The following is a 26,494-nucleotide window of genomic DNA, read 5'->3' on the forward strand; positions in this document are numbered from 1 at the left end:
GCGCCGCCGGCATGGCATCGTGCTCGCAATCCCCGGCACTAGACTTAAGTCAGGGGCTGCTCGCGGCGTGCCGGGCGGCGGATGCGACGAGGCGAACGAAGCGCGCGGAGAGACGGAATGCGAATCGCTGATCGGCCAGTGGCCAAGTCCTCGATCGCTGTGGTCGCCGCCACCGGCGTGATGTGCGCCGCCATGCTGGCTGCACTGTGGCCACAGGCGCGCAGCGCGGCGGCGCTGTTGTGGGCGCAGGACGATCCGGTGGCGCTGGCCGACCTGCAGCTCGGCGTCGCGCTGCCGGATGCGGCGGCCGCCGTCGGCCGGATCGATGAGGCGCTGACCGCGAACGATGCCGAGCTGGCGCAGAGCTTTGTCGACCTGGCGACGGCGCGCGGCCTCGTGCTGCCCGCCGACGTCGTCACGCGCGTGGCCGCGGCGGTTGCGGCGGAGCAGTCCGCCGGCGCCATGGCACGGCGCTTCGCCACCGGGCTCGTCACCGGCGAGGCCGATGATCTTGCCAGCCTGTCCGGCACGGTCGCAGGCGATCTCTTCGTGTTCGGCGATGTGCGTGACGTGGTGCGCGAAGGCAAGCGTCTTGCGGTCGGCGAGGAGCCCGATCGCCTGGTGCTCGGGCTTGCCGCCGCAGGTCTTGCGGTGACGGCGGCGACCTATGTCTCGGTCGGCGGCGCGACGCCGGTGCGTGCCGGCCTGACGCTCGTCAAGGACGCGCGCAAGGCCGGTCGGCTTGGCGCCGGCCTTGCCGGCTGGGCTGGCCGTTCGGCGCGCGAGGTGGTGGATGCGCCGCGCCTGCAGCGCGTGCTGGAGACGGCGTCGATGAGCCGCCCCGGCGAGAGCGTCGCGGCGCTGCGCACTGCGTTCCGCGCCGAGAAGGCGGAGGCGTTGTTGCGTGTTGCCAAGGATGTCGGCCGCATCGGTGAGAAGGCCGGCACCCGTGGCGCGCTCGAGGCGCTGCACGTTGCCGAAGGACCCAAGGACATGGCGCGCGCAGCGCGGCTCGCCGAAAAAAAGGGCAGCCAGACCCGTGCGATCTTCAAGCTGCTCGGCCGCGGCGCGCTGCTGCTCGCATCGGGCGCGTTCAATCTTACGCTGTGGCTGTTCAGCGCGCTGATGATGCTGTTCGGCATCGTGTCGTCGATCAAGTCCGCTGCCGAGCGAACGACGCTGTGGTGGCTGCGGCGCGCGAAGGCGCGCCGGGCACGCCGCGCGGCGGCTGCGGCTGCAGCCGCAAGCGCCGCCATGCTGTCCACGCCGGCCCGCCTGCCGCGTCCGGCTCTTGCCGTGTCCCTGTAAATTGATTAGGCCAGTCGCCCGATTGATCAGGCCGGTCGCCGTCTTCCCTGCAACAATGGATTGGTTCGATGCCGAGCTTTCACAACGGCAACGTTGAAATCGCGTATCTCGACGAGGGCGAGGGGGATCCGATCCTGCTCATTCACGGCTTTGCCTCGAGCAAGAACGTGAATTGGGTGTACCCGGGCTGGGTGTCGGAACTGACCAAGGCCGGACGTCGCGTGATCGCGATCGACAACCGCGGCCATGGCGAGTCGACCAAGCTCTACGATCCGGAGGAATACCATATCGGCGTCATGGCGGCGGACGCGCGCGCACTGCTCGATCATCTCGGCATCGCGCGGGCTGATATCATGGGATACTCGATGGGCGGCCGCATCACCGCCTATCTCGCCTACAGCACGCCGCAACGCGTGCGCTCCGCCGTGCTCGGCGGCATCGGCATCGGCCTGATCGCAGGCGGCGGCCCCGGCGAAAACGTGGCGACGGCACTGGAGGCGGATCAGCTCGCCGACGTCACTGATCCGATGGGCCGCACCTTCCGCGCCTTCGCCGACCAGACCCGCTCCGATCGCCGCGCGCTCGCGGCCTGCCTGCGCGGTTCGCGCCGGCTGATGACGCGCGACGAGGCGGCGGCGATCACGGTGCCGACGCTGATCGCGGTCGGCACCACCGACGACGTCGCCGGCTCGGCGCACGCCCTCGGCGAGGTGATCACCCAGGCGCAGGTGCTCGACATTCCCGATCGCGACCACATGCGCGCGGTCGGCGACCGCGTCTACAAGGCGGGCGTGCGCGAGTTCCTGGCGCAGCGGCCCTGAGCGACACGGCGGCCGCCCGGATGGCGTCTCCAAGCGTGGTTGCCGGTATGGCTGGTGTGACGCGCCGTCCCGGAAAATTGCCGATCGATGCTGCGATTTCCCGGAAGTTCATGATTTTCCGGAAGTTTTTCTCGATGCGCAGGGGCTGGTGAAAGCGGCTGGCCGCGATGGAGACAGGCCTTCGTAACCAAGGCAACGGGATTGTCGTCTGTCCGAGACGGATTATGTGATAGGTTCCTTCTCCCACAGGGCTTCCGGGTAAATGAAAATGGCGAAAACGCAGCTGGACGCACATCCGACGCTTGTCACCGTCGATCCGATCTGGACACGCGTGCGCGCGGAGGCGGAAGATATCGTCCGGCGCGAGCCCGAGCTCGCGACCTTCATCTATGCCAACATCCTGCATCACGAGCGTCTCGAGCAGGCGGTGGTGCACCGCATTTCCGAGCGCCTCGACCATGCCGCGCTGTCGGGGGATCTGATCCGCCAGACCTATGACGAGGCGCTGCGTGACGAGCCTGATCTCGGCAACGCCTTCCGCGCCGATCTCGTCGCGGTGTTCGACCGCGATCCGGCGACCTCGCGCTTCATCGACCCGCTGCTGTACTTCAAGGGCTTCCACGCCATCCAGGCGCATCGTCTGGCGCACTGGCTGCTGAACAAGGGGCGCAAGGATTTCGCCTACTATGTCCAGAGCCGCTCCTCGGCCGCGTTCCAGACCGACATCAATCCGGCGGCGCGCATCGGCCGCGGCATCTTCCTCGACCACGCCACCGGGCTCGTCGTCGGCGAGACCGCGGTGATCGAGGACGACGTTTCGATCCTGCACGGCGTCACCCTTGGCGGCACCGGCAAGGAGAACGAGGATCGCCACCCCAAGGTGCGCTACGGCGTGATGATCGGGGCCGGTGCAAAAATTCTCGGCAACATCGAGGTCGGCCATTGCGCGCGCATCGCCGCCGGCTCGGTGGTGGTGAAGCCGGTTCCCAACAATGTCACGGTCGCCGGCGTGCCGGCCAAGGTGGTGGGCACCGCCGGCTGCTCGGAGCCGTCGCGCACCATGAACCAGATGCTCAACGCCGGGTTCGACGCCTCGATCTGACGTTGTCGCGCCAGCATTGCGACGGCCGCGTGTCGTTTCCACGCCGCGGTCGGGGCGTGCCGTGATTTGCTGTTTGCAAGTGCGTGCCGCCGATGGCTGTGGTGGACAACGGGAGCATTTGGCTCTGGCGGTCGGCGCCGGTTCGGCTTAAACCCTGCGCATCCCTTTCAGCTGTTGGAGATGCCCGTGGACGTGAAGGAAGTCAGGAAGCTCGACGCCTATTTGAAGCGTCTGTTCGGCAACCCGAAAATTCGTGTGGTGCCGCGGCCGAAGAAGGACGATTCCGCCGAGGTCTATATCGGTGAGGAGTTCATCGGCGTGCTGTTCGTCGATGACGAGGACGATGACCGCTCGTTCCAGCTCCAGGTCGCCATTCTCGAAACCGATCTCGAAGACGCCGACTGAACCATCATGACGCGACGCGCCTGCCGAGGGTCTCGGCAGGTGGTGTCTCTGCATTGCGCGCGCGAGCCAACACACACATGTGGGCCGCGCGCGTTCGTTTTTTGAAGAACGATCAGCTCTTGTGAATCTGGGCGACCAGGCGATCCATCGCCGTCGCCACACCGCGCCAGTCGGCGAGCCAGCTGCGCGGGAAACGGAACGTCAGGTCCGCGCCGCCGATGCGGCGCTCGCTCAGGCACATGCCGGGCGTCTCGCCGTCGCGGGTGCAGCGCGCCACGAGGCGTGGCGAGGCGGCGACGAACAGGTCTTCATTGGCATAGGGCGAGTTGTCGCGGAACGGCTGCGTGCTCAGGCCGTCGTTGCCGCGCGCAGCGCCAGCGGCGAGATAGCGCGGATAGATGGTCCGCTCCCGCTCCTCCGGCGACAGCGCGTCGTTGTGGGCGGCAACCGACAGGAACAGCACCTCGATGGTCTGCGGCGCGGTTTCGACGGTATCGGCGGTGACATGGCGCGGCTGCTCGCCCGGCGTCAGCGAAGGATAGGCGAAGGAGAGATCGACGCGGTCCTGCGGCCCGGTGTGCCGCTGCACCTTCATGCGCACGCTGTCGGTCGGGACATTGAAAATGGTGCTGCCGACACTGATGGGCAGGTTCGACGGATCGATCGCATCCCCGCTGGCCGTCCAGGTCGGCCACAACAGGTAGCTGACCGCGGCGATCGCGGCGCCACCGATGGCCATCGACAACAGCATCGGCACGGCATGACCGCGGCGTGCGCCGCGCGGGCTGCGCCGGCGCCCGGAAACTGAAAGCAACGTCATCACAACCGTACGGATCGAGGACAGCGGATCGAGGACAGCGAATCGGGGCGAGTATGCCACGCCCGCCCGCTGGAAGCCGTTGCGCCAGTGCATCAGGCCATGCCGGCGCGCCAGGCCGCCGTACCGGGGTCCGTTGCCGTCGTTAACCTTTTCTTAAGGATATGCTGGCGCCCGCCGGCCGCTTTTGCGAAGCAGGAGGGGCCGGCCGCCCTGTCGGGGCAGGGGCGGTGAAGAGGGGAGCGCCAGATGTCGCCGGATGTGTTCAATTCGCTGTTCTCGCTTCTGATCGGCTTTGCTCTCGCCGGCGCCCTGACCAGCGGTTACCAGACGCTCGCCAACCGCCCCGCCGGCTTCGGCCTGCTGGCGCAGGGCGTTGCCCCCAGCACCTTCGCCGCGGTGCCGTTCCTGGTGTTCGCCGCGCCCTTCATCATCATGCGCAACACCGTGCGTGGCCGCCGCATCGAGAACCGCCGCTTCGAGTTCGTGATGATGGCCACCGTGCTCGCCGGGTTCTGGAGCATGATGTGCGGCACCGTGTTCCTGCGGGTGCTGCAGATCGCCGGCGTCGTCGCCTGATCCTGCGCGACGGCTCTCGCCTTTCCCTTGCATTCCATGGCAGTCTGAAGCCCGCGCGGACGACGCGCGGTCAATTTCTGCTGTTTTCAATGAAGGCGCGGTATGGCGATCTATGAACTCGACGGGCGCTCGCCCCGGTTTCCTGCGGACGGACACTATTTCATCGCTGACAGCGCTGAGGTCGTCGGCAATGTGCGGCTCGCGGCCGACACCAGCATCTGGTTCGGCTGTGTGCTGCGCGGCGACAACGAGCTGATCGACATCGGCGAGGGCTCGAATGTCCAGGACAACTGCACCTTCCATACCGACCCCGGCTTCCCGCTGACCATCGGGCGGAACTGCACCATCGGCCACAACGTCATCCTGCATGGCTGCACCGTCGAGGACGGCGCGCTGATCGGCATGGGCGCGATCGTCATGAACGGCGCGCGCATCGGCAAGGGCTGCGTGGTCGGCGCCGGCGCGGTCATCACCGAAGGCAAGGTGTTTCCCGACAACTCGCTGGTCGTCGGCGCGCCGGCGAAGGCGATCCGCACGCTGGATCCGGAGCAGGCGAAGGCGCTGCTCGGCGGCGCGGCGCGCTATGTCGAGAACGGCAAACGCTTCAAGGCCGGCCTGAAACGGATCGGCTGACGCAGGATAAGAGGAGGCGAGGCGATGACGCCGTCAGCTCAATCCACGCCGCGGCCGCTCGCGGAAATCGCGAGCTACCACGCCCATGTCTATTACGATCCCAAAACCTCGCGCGCGGCCGCCGAGCGGCTGCGCATGCTGATCGGCGAGCGCTTTCCGGTGCGGCTCGGCAACTGGCACGACGTCAAGGTCGGGCCGCATGACCAGGCGATGTACCAGGTCGCGTTCGCGACCGACGTGTTCGCGGCGCTGGTGCCATGGCTGATGCTCAACCATGGCGGCCTCAGCATCCTGATCCATCCCAACACCACCAATCCGCGCCGTGACCATCTCGTCGATCCCCTGTGGATCGGCACGCCGCTCGCTGTCCACGGCGACAAGCTGCCCGAGCACGACGAGGCCGAGGAGCCGCTAGCGCCGAACACCACGCCGCACCTGCCGGCGTGAGTCATTTCAAGACGACGTTTGCGGCCAATGGCGCCGCCGGGCCACGCAGTCCCTCTCGATCAACGTCGTCGAGTTCGCGCTGACCGCGTCCTACGGCTTCTTCCAGGTCTCCTCGATGGTGCAGACAGGGCCTCGCGGCGACCACATCCGCCGCCTTCCGCAACTGCATCTGATCCTCAAAAGGGGTGCGGCCAGCCTTTGGGGGAAGGCTGGCCGCGCGCGAACCGGTCTGGGACGGGGAGGGGTGGGGATGTGACCGGCCGCGGGTCTCGTTGTTCTCGTGTGTCTGTTCAGCGCGCAGTCGCGGTGGCGACGGCGGGCCGGCTGTCTCCCAGCGACACCCACACATTGGGATCGCTCTGGCTCTGGCGCTTGACGTAGCGATAGCCGGTGTCGCTCCAGGCCAGCACGTCCTCGTTCTGGTTGTCGAGGATGAACTCGCCCTTGTCCGCTTTCACCGTCAGCACCGCATGGCCGTCGCCGTTCTTGTCGCGCACCACCGTGATCAGCAGTGCCTCGCGCGGCCATCCGGCATCGATCAGCATCTTGCGCTTGAGCAGCACATAGTCCTCGCAGTCACCGTAGCCGTCGGTCGGATACGACCACTTCTCGATGACGCCCCAATGATCCATGTCGGTCATCGGCTTGATGTTCTCGTTGACCCAGCGATTGACGCGCAAGAGGTCGCGCCATGCGGTCTGTGTCATCACGATGTCGCGCGGCTGCGAAGCGCTGCTGCGACAGTCGTTGGGATTGTCTGCACAGAATTCAACCCAGCCGATCGGCGCGCGCGTCGTGTCTCCGACCGCTGCGTGCAGGTTAGCCTGTTGCTGCAGGCGCTCGCCTGCACTGGCGTGTGCCGTCAACCCCATCAGGATGGCGCTTGCCAGCCCGATGCCCTGTCTTGTTTTACGCGACACTGTAGCCCCCGTTCTTTTTGTTGGGCCATGTGTCGCACAGACGATTTGCAGCGCCGCTAAATCGCTTCTCGCAATTCGACGCGAATGCGCATCAAAACTGGCGCTAATTCGCGGTTGTTTTGAATCGAGATTGATTCAAATGCGAGCGATCGGCATTTGATTCAAATTCGATGCATTAAGGCGCAAGCGACGGATGTGACGGGAGTTTCGTGATCGCGCGACGGCCGGATTAACCGTGTTCGGTGGCATTGTCGCGACCTGCGGATCGCCCGCGCCAACAAAAAACCCCGCCGATTGGCGGGGTTCTGCGGGCTCGAGGCCAGCCGCGGCGTTTACCTCGCGGTGACGCTATCTTCGAGAGTGTCGGGCGACTGGGGAAAAGCGAACTCCAGCGCGAAGCCGTCCTCGAGGTGGCGGACCACCTGGGCCTGCACGCGGCCGATCGTCACCTTGGTGCCGATCGGCGGGCGCACCTGCGAGGAGATCGCCGCGCCCGACAGCGACATGTCGATGATGCGGCACAGCATCTCCTGGCCGTCCGCCAGCAGGATGCGGGCGGTGGGATTGCGCGGCACGATACGGTCGTGGCGGCGGTCTTCCGGCAGGTTGAGGATTTCGCGGTTGGCGAGCCAGGTCAGCTGCGCGGCCATCTTGTCGCGCTTGCGTGGCGTGGCGTTCACCGTCATGGCGAAACCGTTGTCGATGATGCGGGTGATCTTGCCCTCGACACGGCCGACATGGTCGAGATAGGCGATCACGCGGTCGCCGACATTACCGATGCCGGGCGCCAGCATGGCGAGCCCGCCGGGGGACATATTGATGATCTGGCAGGGAAACTCGCGGCGGTCAGGAAGCATGTACCGCCCGAGCAGGTGCACTCTGACGCGCTGAAACCGCCGTCGCTCTTCTGCAACGGGCAGGGCCGATTTTCGCTGCGCCAGGACCATAAGTTCGTACCACTCAACCGCGCGTCGGTAGGGACAAACCCTACGGCCGTCAGGGTTAATGCAGGGTTATCACGGCAGGCGCCGACGACCGGTTCCCGCCATCCACCGAAAGATTGATCCCGGCGGCGCCATCGTGTCCCCTAAGTTTCGCCATGCGAAGCCGGCGGCCGGGACGCCGCGGCGAGGACCGACGGGAGGATTGCTGGTGACTCGACAGATCTGGAAACTGATGGTGGGGGCGGCGCTGCTCGCTGGCGCCTGGACCCCGGCGATGGCGGCGGACAAGGCACCCGACATCCGTGTCACCCTGCTCGGAACGGGGACGCCGACGCCGCGGCCGGACATCTACAGCATGTCCACCCTGGTCGAGGCGGGAGACCAGAAGCTGGTGTTCGACCTCGGCCGCGGTTCGACCATCCGCCTGTTCGAGAAGAAGATCCCGCTCGGCGCCATCACCGCCCATTTCATTACCCATCTGCATTCCGACCATATCGTCGGGCTGCCGGACATGTGGTTGACCGGCTGGATCGGCACGCCCTGGGGCTCGCGCAAGACGCCAATGGTGGTGTTCGGGCCCAAGGGGACGGTGGCGATGACCGACAACCTCACCAAGGCGTTCGCGGAGGACATCCGCATCCGCACCGAGGACGAGCATTTCCCCGCCGCCGGCGTCGCCTTCGCCGCCACGGACATCACCGCCGGACCGGTCTACGAGAAGGATGGCGGCAAGGTCTCGGCGATCGAGGTCAATCACGGCGAGCACATCCGCCCGGCCTATGGCTATGTGGTGGAGTATGCCGGCCGCAAGGTCGTGCTGTCCGGCGACACCAAGTATGACGCGCGCATCGCCGCCGCGGCGAAGGGGGCCGACCTCCTGGTCCACGAGGTCTCGGTGATCGAGCCCGAGCTGATCAAGGCGCGGCCGGAATACCGCGCCATCGAGGACCATCACACCTCGCCGGAGGAGGCGGGACGCATCTTCGCCACCGCAAGTCCCCGGCTTGCGGTCTACTCCCACATCGTGTTTGCCGGCGTGAAGCCGATCCAGGACGTGCCGGTACAGGCGCTGACCGAGCGCACGCTGAGCACCTACAAGGGGCCGTTCGTGATCGGCCGCGACCTGATGTCGTTCACCATCGGCGACAAGGTGGAGGCGTTCGGGGCGGACGGCGCAGCGCTCAAGCCGATCTCCGCGACACCGTAACGGTGCCGCGCTGACCCTCAGCGCAGGCCCTCATAGACCATGAAGCCGCGCACCGCCGACCAGCGGCGCACGGCGCGGGGCTTGGGGCGCGCCGCGAGATAGCGCCACGAGGTCAGGGTGAAGTCGGTCATCGGCCCGACCGGGTTGTTGAACGGCGCCAGCAGGCCGGTCAGGCTCAGGGGCGCATGGCTGCGGGCGCTGAACGGCAGCAGCAGCAACTCGAGCGGCGCCGGCGTGCCATCGACCGCGCGGGCGGTGACGCCGGCAATGGTCGGCTGCGTCTCCTCGCCGACGACCGTGAGGATGTCCGTGATCTCGGCGCGGCTGCCGGCCGTGAACAGCTCGGGGAAGCTGCGCCCCTTGGCGTCACCGCCCAGCAGGGCGCACACCCGTGTCCCGGCCACCCGGAACGGGAAACCGTCCGCATGGTCGAACGCCAGCACGAAAATATCGCTCAGCAGCTCGCGCACCGCATCGGGATCGAACTCGCTGCGATCGGGCGCTGCCGCGTCGCCGCGTTTCTGGTCCCAGTAGTCGAAAAAGGCCCGGTTCGAAGGGTGCTTCATCAGCCTGCATTCCTGCCCCGAAGGGGGCCGGCGCGGACACTTGTGTTCCGGAACCGGTCATCTTCGGGCGTTGATCGTTTGTGCAGGAGGGAATTTGCAGCGTCCATGCCGCCGAGCGGACCGCCGGCGGCTTTGTGCTGTTAACGTTAAATTCACCATGCCCTTTAACGGGTCGGTAACTTGTGCATCCCCGACGATCGGGGGCGCTCCCTCGGGGGCGCGACCTAATGACGCTCTCGCGCAGGACATCTGCCGTCCGCGATCCTCGCAGTCTTCAGCGGTGCGCGAGGTGTCGACGAGGCTGGGCGGCGTCACAGGGGAGGCCGCGCGGCGGCGCGCCTGATCGTCACAAGGTGCGTCCAGGCCGCATCTCGCCGGCTTTTGTCGTTGTTTTGAAACCGTCCGCGGCCGCCAGAATCAAACGGGCGAGGCCTCGAACGATGCGCGGCCGGTACCGAGGTCGTGATGATCTGACGCCCGTCGAGTGAGGCGCGGATGGCCTCGGCCTGGATGCCTGGTCAGCGCTCGCGGCGCCGGGTGCATTGTATGGATTGTGCAGGCATTGATTGAAATCCTGCGGCATGCTCTAGACATACTTGGAAATAAAAAGCCTGCGAACCTGCGAGTGTGACTGCGTCTATCATGTCGGAATCTGCGTACTCCGCGCCTGGAGCGGGGGTTGGTCTTTCCAGGAGCGACTTCGAACCGACGCTTCGCTTTCCCGCCATCCGCGCCTTCTTCAAGGCCCTGTCGTCTCCTCCCTCGCGTGCGAACGCCGCGGATTGCGTCCCCCATTTTTACGGTATCGACTTCCTGCGCGGCGTGGCCGCGACAGTCGTTCTGGTCTGGCACTACCAGCACTTTTTCTACACGCGGCCGCTGGCTCCCGGGCAGGCTCCCCCGGAGATCGATCGTCATATCGAGCCGCTGTATAGCCTGCTGCACCCGCTCTACAATCACGGCTATTGGGCCGTGCAGCTGTTCTGGATCATTTCAGGATTTGTCTTCGCCCATGTCTATGCCGGTCGCGCGCCGGCCGCGACGGACTATGCGGCAAGCCGTGTCGCGCGCCTTTTTCCGCTCAACGCCGTGACGCTGGTGGCGATCACCGTGTTTCAGGCGGCGAGCTGGCGGCTGCTCCACGGCTTCCAGGTGGTGCCGACCAACGACGCCTATCATTTCTTCCTGTCGCTTTTCCTGATCCCGCATTGGGGCTTCCAGGACGCGATCTCGTTCAACGCGCCGGTGTGGTCGGTGTCGGTGGAGATCGGCATCTACATCCTGTTCTACTTCGTCGCGCGCCACGTGTTCTCGCTCGGGCTCATCGTGCCGGTGGTGCTCGCCGGCTTCGGCTACACCATCGTGCAGAAGGGCACGCCGATGTGGTACTTCGGCATGTGCCTGCACTTCTTTTTCGTCGGCTGCGCGGTCTATTTCGTCCTGATCAAGTTCCGCCAGTATCGTGCGGCTCTGCTCTCGATCTGCATCGCGAGCATTTCCTACTTCGCCTACCTCGTGGCCAAGCGGCAGATCGAGCCCTTCACCAACACCGAGGGCTACCTGTTCGTGCCGATGGTGCTGATGGTCGGCATGCTGGATTTCAGGCCGAAGTTCGCCGAGGCGATGCGGCGCGTGAGGTGGCTGGGGGATGCGACCTATTCGATCTACATGTGGCACTTCCCGATCCAGGTCCTGATCCTCACGGTGCTCGGCGTCATCGGTCGGGGGTATGGGATCTTCCAGTCCCCGCTCACGCTGGTGGCCTGGATCGCGGGCATGCTGGTGCTCAGCCACTACTCGTTCATCTACATCGAGAAGCCGGCGCAGCGCTGGGTGAGAACCTTCTTCAGGACCGTGCCGGACTGGCGCGGCGCCGACGCGCCGCGGGCAACCTGAGCCGGCGCGAGGAGCCGATCGGGCGCGGATGTTCCGTTAACGCTAAGTTAACTATCACCTTGGGGTTTCCCCGGGGTCGGGTAGTATCCATCCACGCCTGAGCGGCGCCGGTTGTTCTCCACGGCCGGCTGCCCGCGCGGCGGATAACAGATGGCGTCAAGCAGACTGGTCAGCGCGGGGAGGGGTGGGGATCCCGCGGCAAGGCCACTTGAGATCGCTCCCCGGCGATCGGGAAAAGGGAGGGCTTTGCGCCCTCCCTTTTGCTTTTCGGCGCACCGTCACGGCGGCGGGCCGCGGGAACGTGGAATTTGCCCTGCTGCGATGCAATGCGGCGCTTGCGCCGGGTCGGCAAAGCCGCCTATCTGGAGGTATCGTCTGCTGCGTCGCCGTTCGTGGTGGGCAAGAGAGACCAATCTGGACCCGCAAACCGGTGGCATCCCCTCGCGAACCGATCCTGACCATTCCCGGCGCCATGACGGCGCTGCTCGCGCTGCTGGCGATCGTGCATGTGGTTCGGATCATGCTGCCGCTCGACCTCGGCGAGTGGATTGATCTGGGCGTTCGGCTTCGTGCCGGCGCGCTACGACCTGCCACTGTCGGATCCGCGCTTTCCCGGCGGCGAGGGCGCTGCGGTCTGGACCTTCCTGACCTACGCGCTGCTCCATGCGGATGCCAGCCACATCATCTTCAATGCGCTGTGGATGCTGCCGTTCGGCAGCGCGCTGGCGCGCCGGTTTGGCGCGCTGCGCTTCTTCCTGTTCCTGGCGGTGACGGCGGTGGCGGGGGCCGTCGCCCATCTGCTGACCCATCAGCATGAGGTGGCGCCGATGATCGGTGCGTCGGCGGCGGTGTCCGGCGCCATGGCGGGGGCGATCCGGTTCGCGTTCGGCCATGGCAGCTTCCTGGCGTTCGGCCGCCGCGCGGACGTCGACGGCGCCGCCCGCGTTCCGGCATTGCCGCTGGTCCAGGCCCTGCGCAACCCGCGGGTGCTGGCGTTCCTCGCGGTGTGGTTCGGCGTCAACATCGTGTTCGGCGTGGGATCGATTGCAGTGGGCGGCTCCGCCCAGAGCATCGCCTGGCAGGCTCATATCGGCGGCTTTCTCGCCGGGCTTGTGCTGTTCTCGCTGTTCGACCCCGTGGCGCGGCGCAGCGAACCGCTTTCCGCGCCGCAGGCCGATCAGCCGTCGGCGGACGCCTCCGACGGCAGCATCTGACGCGCCGGCCATCACGCCGCTGCCTTGCTACTCCGGCTGATTTCATCCATCATCGCCGCAGCCGGATCGACACTGCGCTGTGTTTGACGACTGAAAAAATACAAGGCCGCGGCATTTGCAAAGCGGTTGTTTTTCTCAGGAGGCGACGATGACGGTAAGGGCGATTCTCAACTCCAAGGGGCATCAGATTCTGGGCGTCGAACCGGACGCCAAGCTGGCGGCGGCGATCAAGCTGTTGTCGGAGCGGCGGATCGGTGCGGTGCTGGTGATGCAGGGGCAGCACCTCGAAGGAATCCTGTCCGAGCGTGACATCGTCCGTGTGCTGGGGGAGCGTGGTGCCGCCGTGCTCGACGAGCCGGTGAGCACGGTGATGACGCGCAAGGTCGTCACCTGCAAGGAGACCGATACGGTCGCCTACCTCATGGAGACCATGACGGCTGGCAAGTTCCGTCATCTGCCGGTGGTGGATGGGGACCGGCTGATCGGCCTGATCTCCATCGGCGACGTCGTCAAGTCGCGGGTCGAGGAATACGAGCGCGAGCAGCAGGCGCTGCACGACTATATCAAGACCGCCTGATCGCGCTCACGGGCAGGCGGCCGACATTTTTCACCGGTGCATTGTCACGGCGCGAGATTCTGGTTCTCGCCAATCCCCGGGGTGTTGCTGGAGGTCGGCGACAGGATCGCGATCGCTTCCTGAATCGATTCGATGGTGCGTTCCGCGGCGCGCGCGCCATGGGCGATGGTCTCGTCGGCGCGATGGAAGTCGAACCAGCCGATCTTGCCGACCCGCGGCGAGATCAGCACGTCGGGCGGATCGCCGGCGAGGCGGGCACGGGTGATGCGGTCCTGCATGATATTGAACGCCTCCACCATCACGGTGGAAATGCCCGGGCGGTCGCCGCTGCCGAAGAACTCCCGCTTCACGGTGCGCTCCGCCGAGAAGAACTTGCCGATGCCGCGCTTCGGCGGGGGAGCTGCGGTCTCTTCGTCGACGGCCTCTTCCCTCGCGCCATGGGTCGAGATGATGGTGCCGTGGCCGAACACGTCGGTGCTGACATTGGCGGCGATCACGATCTCGGCGCCGAGTGCCCGCGCGGCCGACACCGGCACCGGATTGACCAGCGCGCCGTCGATCAGCCAGCGGTCGCCGATCGCCACCGGCGCGAAGATGCCCGGCAGCGCGTAGGAAGCGCGCATCGCGTCCACGACGCGGCCGTGGGTCAGCCAGATTTCGTGTCCGGTCTGCACTTCGGTGGCGATTGCGGCGAAGCGCAGCGGCAGCTCGTCGATGCGGGTGCGCCCCATCGCTGCCTCGAGCTGGGCAGCGAGCTTGTTGCCGCCGATCAGGCCGGAGCCGTTGAGACGGATGTCGAGATAGCTGAAGATGTTCTTGGGCTGCAGGCTGCGCGCCCAGTCCTCGAGGGTGTCGAGATGGCCGGCCGCATAGCTGCCGCCGACCACGGCGCCGATCGAGGTGCCGACCACGATGTCGGGCAGGATGCCGTTGGCGATCAGCGTCCGCAGGATGCCGATATGGGCGAAGCCCCGCGCGGCACCGCCGCCGAGCGCCAGCCCGATGGTGGGCCGCCGTGTCGGTCCCAGGCCCGCCTTGTCGCGGTTGTCCCGGTTGCGTCCGATCAAACTCTCGAGCACGGCAGTCTCCAATGGCGTTCAGGGCCGCCCGGCGCCAGTGCGCCGGGTCGGTGTGTCGCCCCCAGATCTGACAAAACATATAGGCGGGAATCGTGCCATTCGCCTTAACCCAGGCGGGGTACGGGCATGACCGGATGGCAACCCGCCAATGCGCCCGGCGTGCCCCTCCCATGGCTGATCCCATGGCTGCTCCCATGGCTGGTTGCAGCGATCAGGATGGATGGGGGTGTGCAGCAGGGGCGAATTCGACAGCCAGAGGCTTGAAATCGCCGTGTTTTCGGTCGAAAAACTGGGCCATGATACCGAAATGCCACCAAACCTGGCGCGCCGGGCGACCGCTTGCGGCCGCCCTGTCGCTGCTGTTGGTGGCAGGCGGGCTTGTCGGCCCCGAACGGGCGGCGGCGCAGCTGTTTTCCGACCGGCCGCCACCGATTCCGCCCCGCGCGGTTCCCGAAGCACCGGCCGGCCCGGCCATGAACCTTGCGCCGCCATCGGGGGCCGCCGCCGGGCCGATGAACCTGCCGGCCCCCATCACCCAGCCGCCGGTGTCCGCCGCGCCGCTCGCGCCGCCCCCCGCTGTCGCCGCGGTGGCTGCCCCCGGTCAGCCGGTGCTGGCGCTCTCGGCGCGGTTCGGCAAGGATCTGCCTGCGGTCAACAGTGGCCTGGTGTGGCGGGTCTATGCCGACAAGCCCGATGCCGCCGGCGCCTTCAAGCTGATCCGTGAGGAGCGCACCCCGACCCCGAATATCGTGCTGCCGCCTGGCAGCTATGTGGTGCATGTCGGGCTCGGTCTCGTCAGCGCGGTGCGGCCAGTGACGCTGCGCCAGGATAACGCCCGCGAGATGTTCGATCTGCCCGCCGGGGGCTTGCGGATCGAGGGCAAGGTCGGGGCCAGCAAGATCCCGCCGAACCAGATCGCGTTCAGCATCTTCAAGGGCAGTCAGTTCGAGGTCGGCGACCGCGCGCCGCTGGCGCAGAACGTCGCGGCCGGCGAGGTGCTGCTGGTGTCCGAGGGCACCTACTACATCATCTCGAACTACGGCGACGCCAACTCCGTGGTGCGGTCCGACATTCGCATCCAGGCCGGCAAGCTGACGGATGTGACCGTCACCCATCGCGCGGCGGTGATCACGTTGAAGCTGGTGGGTGACAAGGGCGGCGAGGCGCTCGCCAACACGTCCTGGTCGGTGATCACGCCAGGCGGCGACGTCGTCAAGGAATCGATCGGCGCGTTCCCGCGCGTCATTCTCGCCGAGGGTGAATACCGCGCCATCGCCAAGAACGAGGGCAAGGTGTTCGAGCGCTCGTTCAATGTCGTGAACGGTGTCGACGGCGAGGTCGAGGTGATCGCGCGCTGATCCCGCGCCCGTCTGCCGGCATGCGGCGCCAGCCGCCGCGGATGCATTCAGCAATCCTGCCGTAATGTTGACGACGTCGACGAGCGATCGCATTTGCATTGCATCGCCAATGGTTTCCAGCTGCTAACCATCGGACGTCTTAAAAGCGTCATAATGAAACAACTCCGGGAACTTTTTACCGTTCGTCAATCAGGCAAGGTTGAATTAACCGCGATTTTCGCTGTTCGTGCGGAAAGGGGATGCCGTGGGTGCCGTCAGGAAGACGATCGAGGACGAAGTTCTCGGCGAAGCGATGAGCGACATGGGGACGCTGCGGCGGAAATGGTTTGCCGCGCTGCGTCCCGGCGACCAGCTTCCGGCCTACGAGGAAGTGGTGCTCGGCAGCATGGGGCGGCTCGCCGACCACATGGCGCTGCTGCAGGGCAGCGGCGACACCCTGACGATCATGCGCACCGGGCGTGCGCTCAGGCAGTGGCTGGGACAGGACGCGTGGGACACGCGCGTTGCGGACCTCGCGCCGGAATATGCCGGCGTGTTGTCGGAGGTTGCAGCCAATGCGCTCGGCAGCCTGCGACCCTATGCGACCTCCGCCTACCATGTCGTCAACGGCATCGTGCGCACTTTCGATATCTATGCCATGCCGATGTCCTGCAGGTGGGGACCGCCGCTGATCTCGGCCTATGTCCATGAGCGCGGCGAAGGCTACAGCCTCGTCGACACCATCTTCCGTGCCACCGACGACGGCTTCATGGCGCTTGCCGCCTGTCGCAACGCCGCGCGGACGACGGTCGATTTCCAGATCGTCGATCTCAACCAGGGGGCCGCCCGTCTGCTGCAGCAGCCGGCGGAGACGCTGCGCTGGCATCGCCTCAGTGAAGGCAGCCACGATCTGGCATCGTCCGAGGTGATGCGGCGCCTCAGCGCCGTCATCGAGAGCAGCCAGCCCGAGCAGTTCGAAATCGCGACCGAGCGGGGCGCCCATCTGCGCATCAGCGTCGCCGCGATCGGCGATCTGCTGTCGGCGACCGTCACCGACGTCACCGACCTCAAGCGCCGCGAGCAGTCGTTCCGCCTGCTGTTCGAAAGCAACCCGATGCCGATGTGGGTGTTCGACGAGGAGACGTACGCGTTCATCGGCGTCAATGACGCGGCGGTGGTGCATTATGGCTACAGCCGTGAGCAGTTCCTGCGGATGCTGACCAGCGACATCTGGCCGAGCGACGAGCGCGACATTCATCTCAAGGCGCTGCGCGAGCTCGACGACAGCTACCAGTCGCGCCGCAGCTGGCGGCATGTGCGTGCCGACGGCAGCGAGATCGAGGTGCTGACCTATGGCCGCCGGGTCAATTTCGGCGGCCGCAGCGCCTTCATGGTCGCGATCATCGACGTCACCGAGCGCCGCCAGGCGGAGGCCAAGATCTCCTATATGGCGCATCATGATGCGCTGACCGATCTGCCCAACCGCGTGATGCTGCAGCAGCGCCTGCAGCATACGGTTGAGCAGTGCAGCCGCGCCGATCGCCAGGCCGCGGTGCTGTGCCTCGACCTCGACATGTTCAAGGACGTCAACGACTCGTTCGGTCATCCGGTCGGCGACCGGCTGCTGCAGGAGGTGGCGCAGCGCCTCAAGGCGGCGCTCGGCGTCGGCGACCTTGCCGCACGGCTCGGCGGCGACGAGTTCGCCATGATCCTCGACCAGATTTCGGGGCCCGCGGAAGTTGGTGACCGCGCCAACCGCATGATCGCCGATCTCAGCCGGCCCTACGACATCGACGGCCGCGAGATTTCGATCGGCGCCAGCATCGGCATCGCCATCGCGCCGCTCGATGGCGACACCTCCGAAGCGCTGCTGCGCACCGCGGACATGGCTCTCTACCGCGCCAAGGCCGATGGCGGCGGCGCCCATCACTTCTTCGAGCCGGAGATGGACCGCCAGGCCCAGGCGCGCCGCGCGCTGGAAGCGGACCTGCGCCACGCGCTCGCGAGCGGTGAGTTCGAACTGCACTATCAGCCGCTGGTCAACCTGTCGGCGGATCGCATCACCTCGTTCGAGGCGCTGCTGCGCTGGCGTCATCCCGAGCGCGGCATGATCTCGCCGGTCGAGTTCATTCCGGTGGCCGAGGACATCGGACTGATCGTGCCGATCGGCGAGTGGGTGCTGCGCACCGCCTGCAGCGACGCCGCGCAGTGGCCGTCCGACGTCAAGGTCGCGGTCAACCTGTCGCCGGTGCAGTTCAAGAGCCGCAATCTGGTCGCCGCGGTGGTGGCGGCGCTGGCGCATTCGCGCCTGCCGGCGCATCGCCTCGAGCTCGAGATCACCGAATCGGTGCTGCTCGCCGAAACCGACGCCAACCTGCAGACGCTGCACCAGCTGCGCGGGCTCGGCGTGCGCATCTCGATGGACGATTTCGGCACCGGCTACTCGTCGCTGAGCTACCTGCGCAGCTTTCCGTTCGACAAGATCAAGATCGACCGTTCGTTCATCCGCGACCTGCCGGACCGCGCCGACTGCATCGCCATCGTGCGTGCGATCTCGGGGCTGGCGCGCAGCCTCAGCATCGCCACCACGGCGGAAGGCGTCGAGACGCGCGAGCAGCTCGACCGCCTGCGCGCCGAAGGCTGCACCGAGGTGCAGGGCTTCCTGTTCAGCCCGGCGCGGCCGGCGTCGTCGATCGGCGAATTGCTGGCGCGCTTCGGCAAGAACGCCGCGCAGGCGGCGTGACAGGCGCGAGCGCATTTGATCTCCTCATGGTGAGGAGCGCGGCAAAGCCGCGCGTCTCGAACCATGAGGCCAATGAGCTGCAACGCATCGGCCTCATCCCTCGAGACGCCCGCTGCGCGGGCTCCTCGGGACGAGGGGCAAGGCTGGCGCGGGAATCGCGCGATGGATCCGCCGCCACCCGGCGACGCGACTGTTCGCGCCGGGACACAAATCTCAGAAGCGCGTGACGATCTCCGCGAGGTTCGGCCGCGGCCGGTCCTCGACCGCGTGGTCGATGCGGCCGATATGGACGAAGCCCGCGATCTTCTCGTCGGCGCGCAGGCCGAACGCGGTCAGCACGTCGCGGTCGAACGAGAACCAGCCGGTCAGCCAGTTGGCGACATAGCCGAGCGCGTTGGCGGCGGTGACGATGTTCATGGCGCTGGCGCCGGCGGACATTTCCTGCTCCCACGCCGGTACCTTGGGATGGACCTTGGGCGAGGACACGATGGCGATCACCAGCGGCGCTTCCGCGAGGCGATGGCGTTCGATCTCGATCTGCTCGCGCGCGGCGTCGGGGGTCTTGGCGGCGAATACCCGTGCGATGATGTCGCCGGCTCTCAGGCGGGCATCGCCCTCGAACACGATAAAACGCCAGGGCGCGATCTTGCCGTGATCGGGCACGCGCGCGCCGATGGTGAGAATGGTGTCGAGCTCGGCAGGCGAGGGGCCGGGGCCGCTCATCTCGCGCGGCTTGGCGGAGCGGCGGGTTTTCAGAAGCTGCAGCGCGTCGGACAAGCTCGTCCCCTTCGTGCGGTGGATGGATCGGTCGGCGGCTTGATACCACGCACCTGCGCGGGCGGCGATACGGCGGGGCCGCCTTTAAAGCGATTCTCGCCGGCCATGCGCGGCGTGGGTTCCGGACAAAAAAATCCGGCGGCTTGCGGCCGCCGGATCGTGTCGAAAGCGCGTCAGCCGAGGCGGGCGCGCTTGATGTCGGGCGGTGTCGCCTCGTCGACGAGCGCTGCGATCGCCTCGTCGAGCGGCACCACGGTCTGGCCGTCGCTGCCGAGGCGGCGGATCGACACCGTGCGGTTCTCCGCCTCCTTCTTGCCGACCACCAGCAGCGCCGGGATCTTGGCCAGCGAGTGCTCGCGCACCTTGTAGTTGATCTTCTCGTTGCGCAGATCGATGTCGGCGCGCAGGCCCGCGCGGCGCACCGCCGCCAGCACCTGCTTGGCGTACTCGTCGCCTTCCGAGGTGATCGTGGTGACGATCGCCTGGGTCGGCGCCAGCCACAGCGGGAAGTGGCCGGCGAAGTGCTCGATCAGGATGCCGGTGAAGCGCTCCATCGAGCCGCAGATCGCGCGATGCACCATCACCGGCGTCTTCTTGGCGCCGTCGGCGTCGATGTAGAACGCGCCGAACCGCTCCGGCAGGTTGAAGTCGACCTGCGTGGTGCCGCACTGCCAGTCGCGGCCGATGGCGTCGCGCAGCACGTACTCGAACTTCGGCCCGTAGAACGCGCCTTCGCCCGGATTGATCGCGGTCTTGATGCGGTTGCCCGAGCGGGCCTGGATCTCGCTCAGCACGGTCGCCATGACGCGCTCGGCGTGATCCCACGCCTCGTCGGAGCCGACGCGCTTCTCGGGACGGGTCGACAGCTTGACTGTGAGCTCGCCCTCGAAGCCGAAGTCGTCATAGGTCGACAGGATCAGGTCGTTGATCTTGAGGCATTCGTCGGCGAGTTGCTGCTCGGTGCAGAACACGTGGGCGTCGTCCTGGGTGAAGCCGCGCACGCGCATCAGGCCATGCATCGCGCCCGACGGCTCATAGCGATGCACCACGCCGAATTCGGCGAGACGCAGCGGCAGGTCGCGGTAGCTCTTGAGGCCATGCTTGAAGATCTGCACATGGCCCGGGCAGTTCATCGGCTTGATCGCGAACCAGCGCTTGTCCTCGGCCTCGTCGCCGGCGGACTGCGCCGCGAACATGTTCTCGCGGTACCAGTCCCAGTGGCCCGAGGTCTCCCACAGCGACTTGTCGAGCATCTGCGGCGCGTTGACCTCGTCATAGTCGCCGGCGAGGCGGCGGCGCATGTAGGCCACGATCGACTGGAACAGGCTCCAGCCCTTGGCGTGCCAGAACACGACGCCGGGACCTTCTTCCTGGAAGTGGAAGAGGTCGAGCTCGCGGCCGAGCTTGCGGTGGTCGCGCTTCTCCGCTTCCTCGAGCTGCTTGAGGTAGGCGTCGAGCTGTTCCTGCTTGGCGAAGGCCGTGCCGTAGATGCGGGTCAGCATCGGGTTCTTGGCGTCGCCGCGCCAGTACGCGCCGGCCACCTTCATCAGCTTGAAGGCGTTGCCGACCTTGCCCGTCGAGGTCATGTGCGGGCCGCGGCAGAGGTCGAACCACTCGCCCTGCTTGTAGATCTTGATGGTCTGGTCCTCGGCAATGGCGTCGACCAGCTCGACCTTGAACAGCTCGCCCTTGTCCTTGAAGACCTTCTTGGTGTCGTCGCGCGTCCAGATCTCCTTGGTGAAGGGAGCGTCGCGCGCGATGATCTCGCGCATCTTCTTTTCGATGGCGGCGAAGTCTTCCGGCGTGAACGGCTCGTTGCGGAAGAAGTCGTAGTAGAAACCGTTCTCGATCACCGGGCCGATGGTCACCTGCGTGCCCGGCCACAATGCCTGCACCGCTTCGGCGAGCACGTGCGCGGCATCGTGCCGGATCAGCTCCAGCGCGCGGGGATCGTCACGGTTGACGAACTCGATCGCCGCGTCCTGCTCGATGGGATCGGCGAGGTCGGTCAACTGGCCGTTGAGGGTCATCGCCACGGTGCGCTTGGCGAGCGACGGCGAGATGCCCTTGGCGATGTCGAGGCCGGTGGTGTGTCGGGGAAACTGGCGCCGCGCGCCATCGGGGAAGGTCACGGTGATCGGCTCGGCCTGGGCTTCCGCGGGGCGGAGGTTGGCGAGGCCGAAAACGAACTTGGAATCCGTCATATGTCATCTCCTGAAGCTCACTCCTGCGAACGAACGCAGGTAAGCGGAAAACAGGGGTATATCAGCCGCGGCCACCGTTGCAAGGCAGGGGGGCCGCGGGCCGGGGGCCTGCCGCGGCCGGCGCAAAACACCAATGCAGTTCGATATATATGCAGTTGCATTGAAACCCGGTAATCTGCCGCCATGAACAAGTCGCTGGCGCCCACGGCCCTGATGTTGGGAAATTTTGTCACGGGCGTTGCGGTGCTGTCGCCGACCGGCATGCTCGACGATCTCTCTCGTGCGCTCGGTGTCTCGGTCTATCAGGCCGGTCTTCTGATCACCTTCGGCGCGGTACTGCTGTGCATCGGCTCGCCGCTGATGATCTGGGCAACGAGCCGCGTTGGCCGCCGCGTGCTGCTGGCCGGCAGCATGGCCGGGGTGGCGGTCTGTCATGTCGCCGCGCTGATCGCGCCGGACTATGCGGCCTTGCTGACGCTGCGGCTGGTCATGCTGGCTTTCCTCGTGGTGTTCACGCCGGTGGCCGCGGGCACGGTGAGCATGATCGTTCCCGAAGCCAGCCGGGCCAGCAGCATCACCTATGTCTTCCTCGGCTGGTCGCTGGCGCTGGTCGCGGGCATTCCGCTCGTCACCTACATGACGGCGCATTTCGGCTGGCGCGAGGCATTGCTCGGGATCGGGATCATGGCGGCGATCGCGGCGCTGCTGATCGCGCTGTGCCTGCCGCGCGGATTGGTCGGCGCACCGGTCGAACTGCGCACCTGGGCGGCGCTCGGCCGCAACCGGCTGGTGCTGCTGTTGCTGCTGATCACGACGCTGCATCTCGCAGGGCAGTTCTGTACGTTTCCCTATCTCGGTCCGCTGCTGGCACGTCTGACGCAGGCCAGCTCCACCACCATCGGTTTCACGTTCCTCATCTTCGGTGCCTGTGGCTTTGTCGGCAATCTGGTGGCGATGCGGCTGGTCGGCCGGGTCGGCCCGTTCCGGACCTCGCTGATCTTCCTTGGCGCGATGCTGTCCGGCAGCCTGGTGTGGGTGATCGGTGTCGACGCGGCGGCGCTGCCGCTGCTGCTGACCGCGAGCGTGCTGTGGGGGCTCGGCTTTGCCGCGATCAATTCGATGCAGCAAACACGCCTGATCGGGGCCGCGCCGGCGTTCGCCAGCGCGGCCGTCGCACTCAACACCTCGATGGTGTATGTCGGGCAGGCAGTCGGGTCGGCGATCGGCGGCAAGTTTTTCGAGCAGCAGCTGTTTCACGCCAACGGCTATGCCAGCGCGGCGTTCGTGCTGCTGGCGATCACGGTTGCGTTCTTCACCCGTCCGGCGCCCGCAGTGGCATGAGAGGGGACGATGCGAGCAGCGGCTGCGGCGGTGTGCATGGGGCTCGCATTGTCCGGTTGCGCGGCGCTGCCGCCGGCCTGCGTGCCGCCCGCCAGCTCGATGGTGTCGGCGGAAATGCTGTTCGGCCGCAACATCGGCGACCGCATCGGCGTCAGCGATGCGGCGTTCGCAGCTTTTACTGCACGCGAGATCTCGCCGCGCTTTCCCGACGGCCTCGCTGTGATCGACGCCGCCGGGCAGTGGCGTGACCGTGCACGCGGCGCCCTGGTGCACGAACCCAGCAAGATCGTGCTGATCGTGTTCGCCGACGATTCCCATAAGCGCGCCGCGCTTGACGCCATCGCGGCGGCCTACAAGCGCGACTTTCACCAGCAGTCGGTGATGACGACGGTGCGCTCCGTCTGCGTCAGGTTCTAGCGGCGGGCCAACGCCGCGAGCAGCGTCACGGCTGCGGCGGTGTGTCGTCATTGACGCCGCGCCAGCGGCCGTAGCGCCAGGGCAGGAACCAGCGCGCGCCCGGCGGCGCCGCGGCCGGGACATTGTCGATCCCGGAGGTGCCGAACGGCTGGCAGCGCAGCAGCCGCGCCAGCGTCATCCAGCCGCCGGCCCACAGCCCAAAACGCTCGATCGCCTCCTCGCCATAGGCCGAGCAGGTCGGCAAGTGGCGGCAGTGAAACCCGATCAGCGGCGACAGCGTGTAGCGATAGCCGAGGATCATGAGGCGCCCGGCGTTGCGCGGCAGCCGCCGGACCTGTTCCGCACAGGCCGGACAGTGGGACGAGAGTTTCATGACGGGCTTCATGGCGGCGGTGTCACCGGGCAGTGTGATGGTGCAGTGTCGTGGTGCAGTGTCGTGATGCAGTGTCATGGGGCGGCGTGCTGAAATCCGCGGCGCGGATCTGCCCGGTTCCAGTGCGGGGAACCGGTGGCTGCGGCCGGACAGTGGAAATATCGCAGGGTTGCGGCTGTGTCTCGCCAAAGTTCCATGGACGCGAATCCGGCCGGCGGCTACGCTTTTCACGACGGTCATATGACACGGCCACGGCCGTTCGGTACAGGCTGGCGGTGCCCTGCGAAAGGAATCGATTTGGATCGCAACAGGCCGCGGGGATGTGGTGCATGGTGGCGCTTTGGCGCGGCGGCACTGCTGCTCGGCTGGCCGCTGGCGTGGAGCGCTTCGGCCGCCGCCGGTGAGACGCTCGAGGAGCGCAAGCTGCCGATGCATTTCGTCTGGCACGATCGCGTGACCCTCGCCACTGACGACAGCTGCGGTCGGGCGTGCAGGGGGCTGGTTGCGGCCGTGGGCACCGTCACCAGCGAGACGCCGCAGGCGTTCGCCGATTTCGCCGCGGGGCACGACCTGCGCGGCGCCACCATGGTGCTCGATTCCAGCGGCGGCTCGGTGCTCGATGCGATCGCGCTGGGTCGGCAATGGCGCACACTCGGCCTCACCACCACGGTCGGCGTCGTGACGGAAGTCCGCGACAGTGGCGAGGCGCGGGTCGGCATCGTTGCCGATGCCTACTGCGAATCGATGTGCGTGTTCCTGCTGCTGTCGGGCGTGTCGCGGCATGTCCCGGACGCGGCCCATGTTCGCGTCCATCAGATCTGGATGGGCGACCGTGCCGACGATGCCAGGGCCGCGAGCTACACCGCGCAGGACATCATGATCATCGAGCGGGATATCGGCCGGCTCACCGGCTACACCGTCGAGATGGGGGGCTCCGGTGATCTCCTGGCGCTCGCGCTCAGCGTGCCGCCCTGGGAGCCGTTGCGCGAACTGACGCCCGCTGAGCTGCAGCTCACCAATGTCGTGACCGGTGCGGCTGTTGCGGCGATGCGGCCGGGTGCGTCGCCGGGGCAGGATCATGCCCCCTTGCCGGCGGCCGACAGCGCCGCCGCGATCAGCTCGACCAGGACCGCCGAGGCCGGCGGCCCGACCGGCGCGGCACGGGCGGCGCCGCGCTGACGATCCCGTTCCAGGCCGCGATGCCAGCGAGATCGATGGTGCGGATCGATCGCGCGGACGAGATTCAGCCGTGCGCAGCTGGGTCGGCGGACGTGCGGTCCGACCTTGCTTCGACCTGGCCGATGGCGTCCACCACCGCGTCGAAGGTGAGCAGGGTCGAGGCATGGCGCGCCTTGTAGTCGCGCACCGGCTCGAGCACGGCGATGTCGGCCCACTTGCCCTGTGGCGGCGCGCCGTTCTCCTTGAGCATCCTGCGCACGGTCTCGCGCAGCTCGCGGAGCTCGGCCGCATTGGAGCCAATCACATGGCGCGCCATGATCGAGGACGAGGCCTGGCCGAGCGCACAGGCTTTCACGTCATGGGCGAAGTCGGTCACCACCGGGCCGTCCATCTTGATGTCGACCTTGACGGTCGAGCCGCACAGCTTGGAGTGGGCGGTGGCGCTGGCATCCGGCGCCTCGAGCCGCCCGAGCCGGGGGATGTTGCCCGCCAGCTCGATGATTTTCTTGTTGTAGACGTCGTTCAGCATGGCCGCATATGACCCCTGCGGGGCCGGCCTTGGCGGGCCCCATAGCCTATCCTATATATGTACCGGGTCGCAGGAATAAACCCGTCCGCTTCCCCCAAGGGCCGGAAAAAGAGAATTTCTTCCGGAGCTTGTGATGATATGGGTGACGGTGATGTCGGGCTGGCCCGATATCCGGTTTTGACTTGGACTTGTTTGGACTTGTTTGGACTTGTGGCGTCCGGTGGCCGACAGGCCGTTGCGGCGACCCGGTGACACTCCCGGTCCGCAGGATGGGCCGGTCGAACGGAGAGCTGAATGGACGCGATCATCAAGCCGCTGCGCACCAATCCGCCGTCGGAAATCCCGGCCGCGGAGTTTCAGGCGTCGGCGATCCAGGCCGACCTGCCGCGCCCCTCGCGCGAGGAGGCAGAAGCGGCGGTCAAAACACTGCTTGCCTATATCGGCGAGAACCCGGCGCGCGAGGGCCTGCTCGACACGCCGCGCCGCGTCGTCGAGGCCTATGACGAACTGTTCCAGGGCTATCACCTGTGCCCGGCCGAAGTGCTCAACCGCACCTTCGGCGAGACCGCCGGCTACGATGATTTCGTGCTGGTGCGCGATATCAGTTTCCATTCGCATTGCGAGCATCACATGATGCCGTTCTACGGTCGGGCGCATATCGCCTACACGCCGGTGGAGCGGGTCATCGGGCTGTCCAAGCTGGCGCGGCTGGTCGATATCTTCGCCCACCGCCTGCAGACCCAGGAGCACCTCACGGCGCAGATCGCGGGCGCGATCGACACCGTGCTGAAGCCGCGCGGCGTTGCGGTGCTGGTCGAGGCCGAGCACACCTGCATGTCGGTGCGCGGCATCGCCAAGGACGGCGCCAAGACCATCACCACGCGCTTCACCGGCCTGTTCCGCAACAACCCGGACGAGCAGAATCGCTTCCTGAGCCTGGTGCGCGACCAGCGCTGAGTTCAGCGCCTCGCAATCTCGCTGGCTTTCGATATCGGCGCCGGCGGTCGTCCGCCGCGCCGTTTCATGCCATCCTGTCGTCCTTCTTTCCCCTGCACGCGCGGTGCATCGCCGGCCGCGCA

25 protein-coding genes and 1 pseudogene are annotated in these 26,494 nt (G+C 66.7%); 17 read left to right on the plus strand and 9 right to left on the minus strand.

Annotated features, from left to right (window positions below):
• Window positions 1-117: 117 nt before the first annotated feature.
• The 4 genes from AB4Z37_RS21245 (at window position 118) to AB4Z37_RS21260 (ending at window position 3,636) form a co-directional block, all read left to right on the plus strand.
• Window positions 118-1,308 carry a hypothetical protein gene (locus AB4Z37_RS21245; protein ID WP_441518730.1) on the plus strand — a complete coding sequence of 397 codons (1,191 nt, stop codon included), beginning with the start codon at window positions 118-120 and terminating at the stop codon, window positions 1,306-1,308.
• 68 nt (window positions 1,309-1,376) lie between these two features.
• Window positions 1,377-2,129: an alpha/beta fold hydrolase gene (locus AB4Z37_RS21250; protein ID WP_441518731.1), complete on the plus strand. Its 753-nt coding sequence runs from the start codon at window positions 1,377-1,379 to the stop codon at window positions 2,127-2,129.
• A 268-nt stretch (window positions 2,130-2,397) separates the two neighbouring features.
• Window positions 2,398-3,231 (plus strand): serine O-acetyltransferase, encoded by an 834-nt coding sequence (cysE, locus tag AB4Z37_RS21255; protein WP_211964371.1) that lies wholly within the window; start codon window positions 2,398-2,400, stop codon window positions 3,229-3,231.
• Between the two features lie 186 nt (window positions 3,232-3,417).
• Window positions 3,418-3,636, plus strand: coding sequence for a DUF3126 family protein (locus tag AB4Z37_RS21260; RefSeq protein ID WP_441518732.1), 219 nt, complete (start codon window positions 3,418-3,420; stop codon window positions 3,634-3,636).
• A 112-nt stretch (window positions 3,637-3,748) separates the two neighbouring features.
• Here AB4Z37_RS21260 and AB4Z37_RS21265 read toward each other — a convergent pair whose 3' ends face one another.
• Window positions 3,749-4,456 (minus strand): hypothetical protein, encoded by a 708-nt coding sequence (locus tag AB4Z37_RS21265; RefSeq protein WP_441518823.1) that lies wholly within the window; start codon window positions 4,454-4,456, stop codon window positions 3,749-3,751.
• A gap of 246 nt (window positions 4,457-4,702) precedes the next feature.
• Between AB4Z37_RS21265 and AB4Z37_RS21270 the strand changes: the two genes are divergently transcribed.
• The 3 genes from AB4Z37_RS21270 to AB4Z37_RS21280 all read left to right on the plus strand — a co-directional run bounded on the left by AB4Z37_RS21270 (window position 4,703) and on the right by AB4Z37_RS21280 (window position 6,112).
• Window positions 4,703-5,032 carry a DUF6949 family protein gene (locus tag AB4Z37_RS21270; protein WP_441518733.1) on the plus strand — a complete coding sequence of 110 codons (330 nt, stop codon included), beginning with the start codon at window positions 4,703-4,705 and terminating at the stop codon, window positions 5,030-5,032.
• A 102-nt stretch (window positions 5,033-5,134) separates the two neighbouring features.
• On the plus strand, window positions 5,135-5,665 hold the full coding sequence (locus AB4Z37_RS21275) for a gamma carbonic anhydrase family protein (RefSeq protein ID WP_441518734.1): 531 nt from the start codon (window positions 5,135-5,137) through the stop codon (window positions 5,663-5,665).
• Between the two features lie 24 nt (window positions 5,666-5,689).
• Window positions 5,690-6,112 carry a DOPA 4,5-dioxygenase family protein gene (locus tag AB4Z37_RS21280; RefSeq protein WP_441518735.1) on the plus strand — a complete coding sequence of 141 codons (423 nt, stop codon included), beginning with the start codon at window positions 5,690-5,692 and terminating at the stop codon, window positions 6,110-6,112.
• Between the two features lie 290 nt (window positions 6,113-6,402).
• Here the strand turns inward: AB4Z37_RS21280 and AB4Z37_RS21285 are convergent, their stop codons facing one another.
• Together AB4Z37_RS21285 and AB4Z37_RS21290 are read right to left on the minus strand one after the other, a co-directional pair.
• On the minus strand, window positions 6,403-6,984 hold the full coding sequence (locus AB4Z37_RS21285; RefSeq protein WP_441518824.1) for a transglutaminase-like cysteine peptidase: 582 nt from the start codon (window positions 6,982-6,984) through the stop codon (window positions 6,403-6,405).
• 380 nt (window positions 6,985-7,364) lie between these two features.
• Entirely contained in the window at window positions 7,365-7,979 is a 615-nt protein-coding gene (locus tag AB4Z37_RS21290) for a PilZ domain-containing protein (protein WP_441518736.1), read from the minus strand.
• Window positions 7,980-8,184: 205 nt separating this feature from the next.
• Between AB4Z37_RS21290 and AB4Z37_RS21295 the strand changes: the two genes are divergently transcribed.
• Window positions 8,185-9,183: an MBL fold metallo-hydrolase gene (locus AB4Z37_RS21295; RefSeq protein WP_441518737.1), complete on the plus strand. Its 999-nt coding sequence runs from the start codon at window positions 8,185-8,187 to the stop codon at window positions 9,181-9,183.
• Window positions 9,184-9,200: 17 nt separating this feature from the next.
• Here AB4Z37_RS21295 and AB4Z37_RS21300 read toward each other — a convergent pair whose 3' ends face one another.
• Window positions 9,201-9,749, minus strand: a complete 549-nt coding sequence (locus AB4Z37_RS21300) for a PAS domain-containing protein (RefSeq protein WP_441518738.1) — start codon at window positions 9,747-9,749, stop codon at window positions 9,201-9,203.
• Between the two features lie 642 nt (window positions 9,750-10,391).
• Here AB4Z37_RS21300 and AB4Z37_RS21305 point away from each other — a divergent pair.
• The 3 genes and pseudogenes from AB4Z37_RS21305 (at window position 10,392) to AB4Z37_RS21315 (ending at window position 13,436) form a co-directional block, all read left to right on the plus strand.
• Window positions 10,392-11,645 carry an acyltransferase family protein gene (locus AB4Z37_RS21305; RefSeq protein ID WP_441518739.1) on the plus strand — a complete coding sequence of 418 codons (1,254 nt, stop codon included), beginning with the start codon at window positions 10,392-10,394 and terminating at the stop codon, window positions 11,643-11,645.
• A gap of 472 nt (window positions 11,646-12,117) precedes the next feature.
• Window positions 12,118-12,859, plus strand: a pseudogene (locus AB4Z37_RS21310) (rhomboid family intramembrane serine protease).
• 148 nt (window positions 12,860-13,007) lie between these two features.
• Complete coding sequence (locus tag AB4Z37_RS21315; RefSeq protein ID WP_441518740.1) at window positions 13,008-13,436, plus strand: CBS domain-containing protein; 429 nt, start codon at window positions 13,008-13,010, stop codon at window positions 13,434-13,436.
• Between the two features lie 44 nt (window positions 13,437-13,480).
• On the opposite strand, the gene AB4Z37_RS21320 is transcribed toward AB4Z37_RS21315, so the two are convergent.
• Window positions 13,481-14,515, minus strand: a complete 1,035-nt coding sequence (locus tag AB4Z37_RS21320) for a patatin-like phospholipase family protein (protein WP_441518741.1) — start codon at window positions 14,513-14,515, stop codon at window positions 13,481-13,483.
• Between the two features lie 296 nt (window positions 14,516-14,811).
• Here AB4Z37_RS21320 and AB4Z37_RS21325 point away from each other — a divergent pair, with 296 nt between their 5' ends.
• Together AB4Z37_RS21325 and AB4Z37_RS21330 are read left to right on the plus strand one after the other, a co-directional pair.
• Window positions 14,812-15,873 (plus strand): hypothetical protein, encoded by a 1,062-nt coding sequence (locus AB4Z37_RS21325; RefSeq protein ID WP_441518742.1) that lies wholly within the window; start codon window positions 14,812-14,814, stop codon window positions 15,871-15,873.
• A gap of 244 nt (window positions 15,874-16,117) precedes the next feature.
• The gene (locus tag AB4Z37_RS21330) at window positions 16,118-18,595 is read left to right on the plus strand and encodes a putative bifunctional diguanylate cyclase/phosphodiesterase (protein WP_441518743.1); all 2,478 of its coding nucleotides are present in this window, start codon (window positions 16,118-16,120) and stop codon (window positions 18,593-18,595) included.
• Window positions 18,596-18,808: 213 nt separating this feature from the next.
• On the opposite strand, the gene AB4Z37_RS21335 is transcribed toward AB4Z37_RS21330, so the two are convergent.
• Complete coding sequence (locus AB4Z37_RS21335) at window positions 18,809-19,372, minus strand: nitroreductase family protein (RefSeq protein WP_441518744.1); 564 nt, start codon at window positions 19,370-19,372, stop codon at window positions 18,809-18,811.
• A 173-nt stretch (window positions 19,373-19,545) separates the two neighbouring features.
• A complete protein-coding gene (thrS, locus tag AB4Z37_RS21340) occupies window positions 19,546-21,576 on the minus strand; it encodes a threonine--tRNA ligase (RefSeq protein WP_441518745.1) in 2,031 nt (676 codons plus the stop codon).
• A gap of 183 nt (window positions 21,577-21,759) precedes the next feature.
• Between thrS and AB4Z37_RS21345 the strand changes: the two genes are divergently transcribed.
• Together AB4Z37_RS21345 and AB4Z37_RS21350 are read left to right on the plus strand one after the other, a co-directional pair.
• Window positions 21,760-22,917, plus strand: a complete 1,158-nt coding sequence (locus tag AB4Z37_RS21345; RefSeq protein WP_441518746.1) for an MFS transporter — start codon at window positions 21,760-21,762, stop codon at window positions 22,915-22,917.
• Window positions 22,918-22,926: 9 nt separating this feature from the next.
• Complete coding sequence (locus AB4Z37_RS21350; protein WP_441518747.1) at window positions 22,927-23,334, plus strand: DUF3574 domain-containing protein; 408 nt, start codon at window positions 22,927-22,929, stop codon at window positions 23,332-23,334.
• A gap of 25 nt (window positions 23,335-23,359) precedes the next feature.
• On the opposite strand, the gene yidD is transcribed toward AB4Z37_RS21350, so the two are convergent.
• Window positions 23,360-23,707 (minus strand): membrane protein insertion efficiency factor YidD, encoded by a 348-nt coding sequence (yidD, locus tag AB4Z37_RS21355; RefSeq protein WP_441518748.1) that lies wholly within the window; start codon window positions 23,705-23,707, stop codon window positions 23,360-23,362.
• 297 nt (window positions 23,708-24,004) lie between these two features.
• Here yidD and AB4Z37_RS21360 point away from each other — a divergent pair, with 297 nt between their 5' ends.
• Window positions 24,005-24,886 carry a hypothetical protein gene (locus AB4Z37_RS21360; RefSeq protein WP_441518749.1) on the plus strand — a complete coding sequence of 294 codons (882 nt, stop codon included), beginning with the start codon at window positions 24,005-24,007 and terminating at the stop codon, window positions 24,884-24,886.
• A 64-nt stretch (window positions 24,887-24,950) separates the two neighbouring features.
• Here AB4Z37_RS21360 and AB4Z37_RS21365 read toward each other — a convergent pair whose 3' ends face one another.
• Window positions 24,951-25,415 (minus strand): iron-sulfur cluster assembly scaffold protein, encoded by a 465-nt coding sequence (locus tag AB4Z37_RS21365; protein ID WP_441518750.1) that lies wholly within the window; start codon window positions 25,413-25,415, stop codon window positions 24,951-24,953.
• A gap of 294 nt (window positions 25,416-25,709) precedes the next feature.
• On the opposite strand from AB4Z37_RS21365, the gene folE reads away from it, so the two are divergent.
• The gene (gene folE, locus AB4Z37_RS21370) at window positions 25,710-26,372 is read left to right on the plus strand and encodes a GTP cyclohydrolase I FolE (protein WP_441518751.1); all 663 of its coding nucleotides are present in this window, start codon (window positions 25,710-25,712) and stop codon (window positions 26,370-26,372) included.
• The last annotated feature ends 122 nt before the right edge of the window (window positions 26,373-26,494 follow it).

The organism is Bradyrhizobium sp. 2TAF24 (genome assembly GCF_052115025.1).
Classification (GTDB): domain Bacteria; phylum Pseudomonadota; class Alphaproteobacteria; order Rhizobiales; family Xanthobacteraceae; genus Bradyrhizobium_A.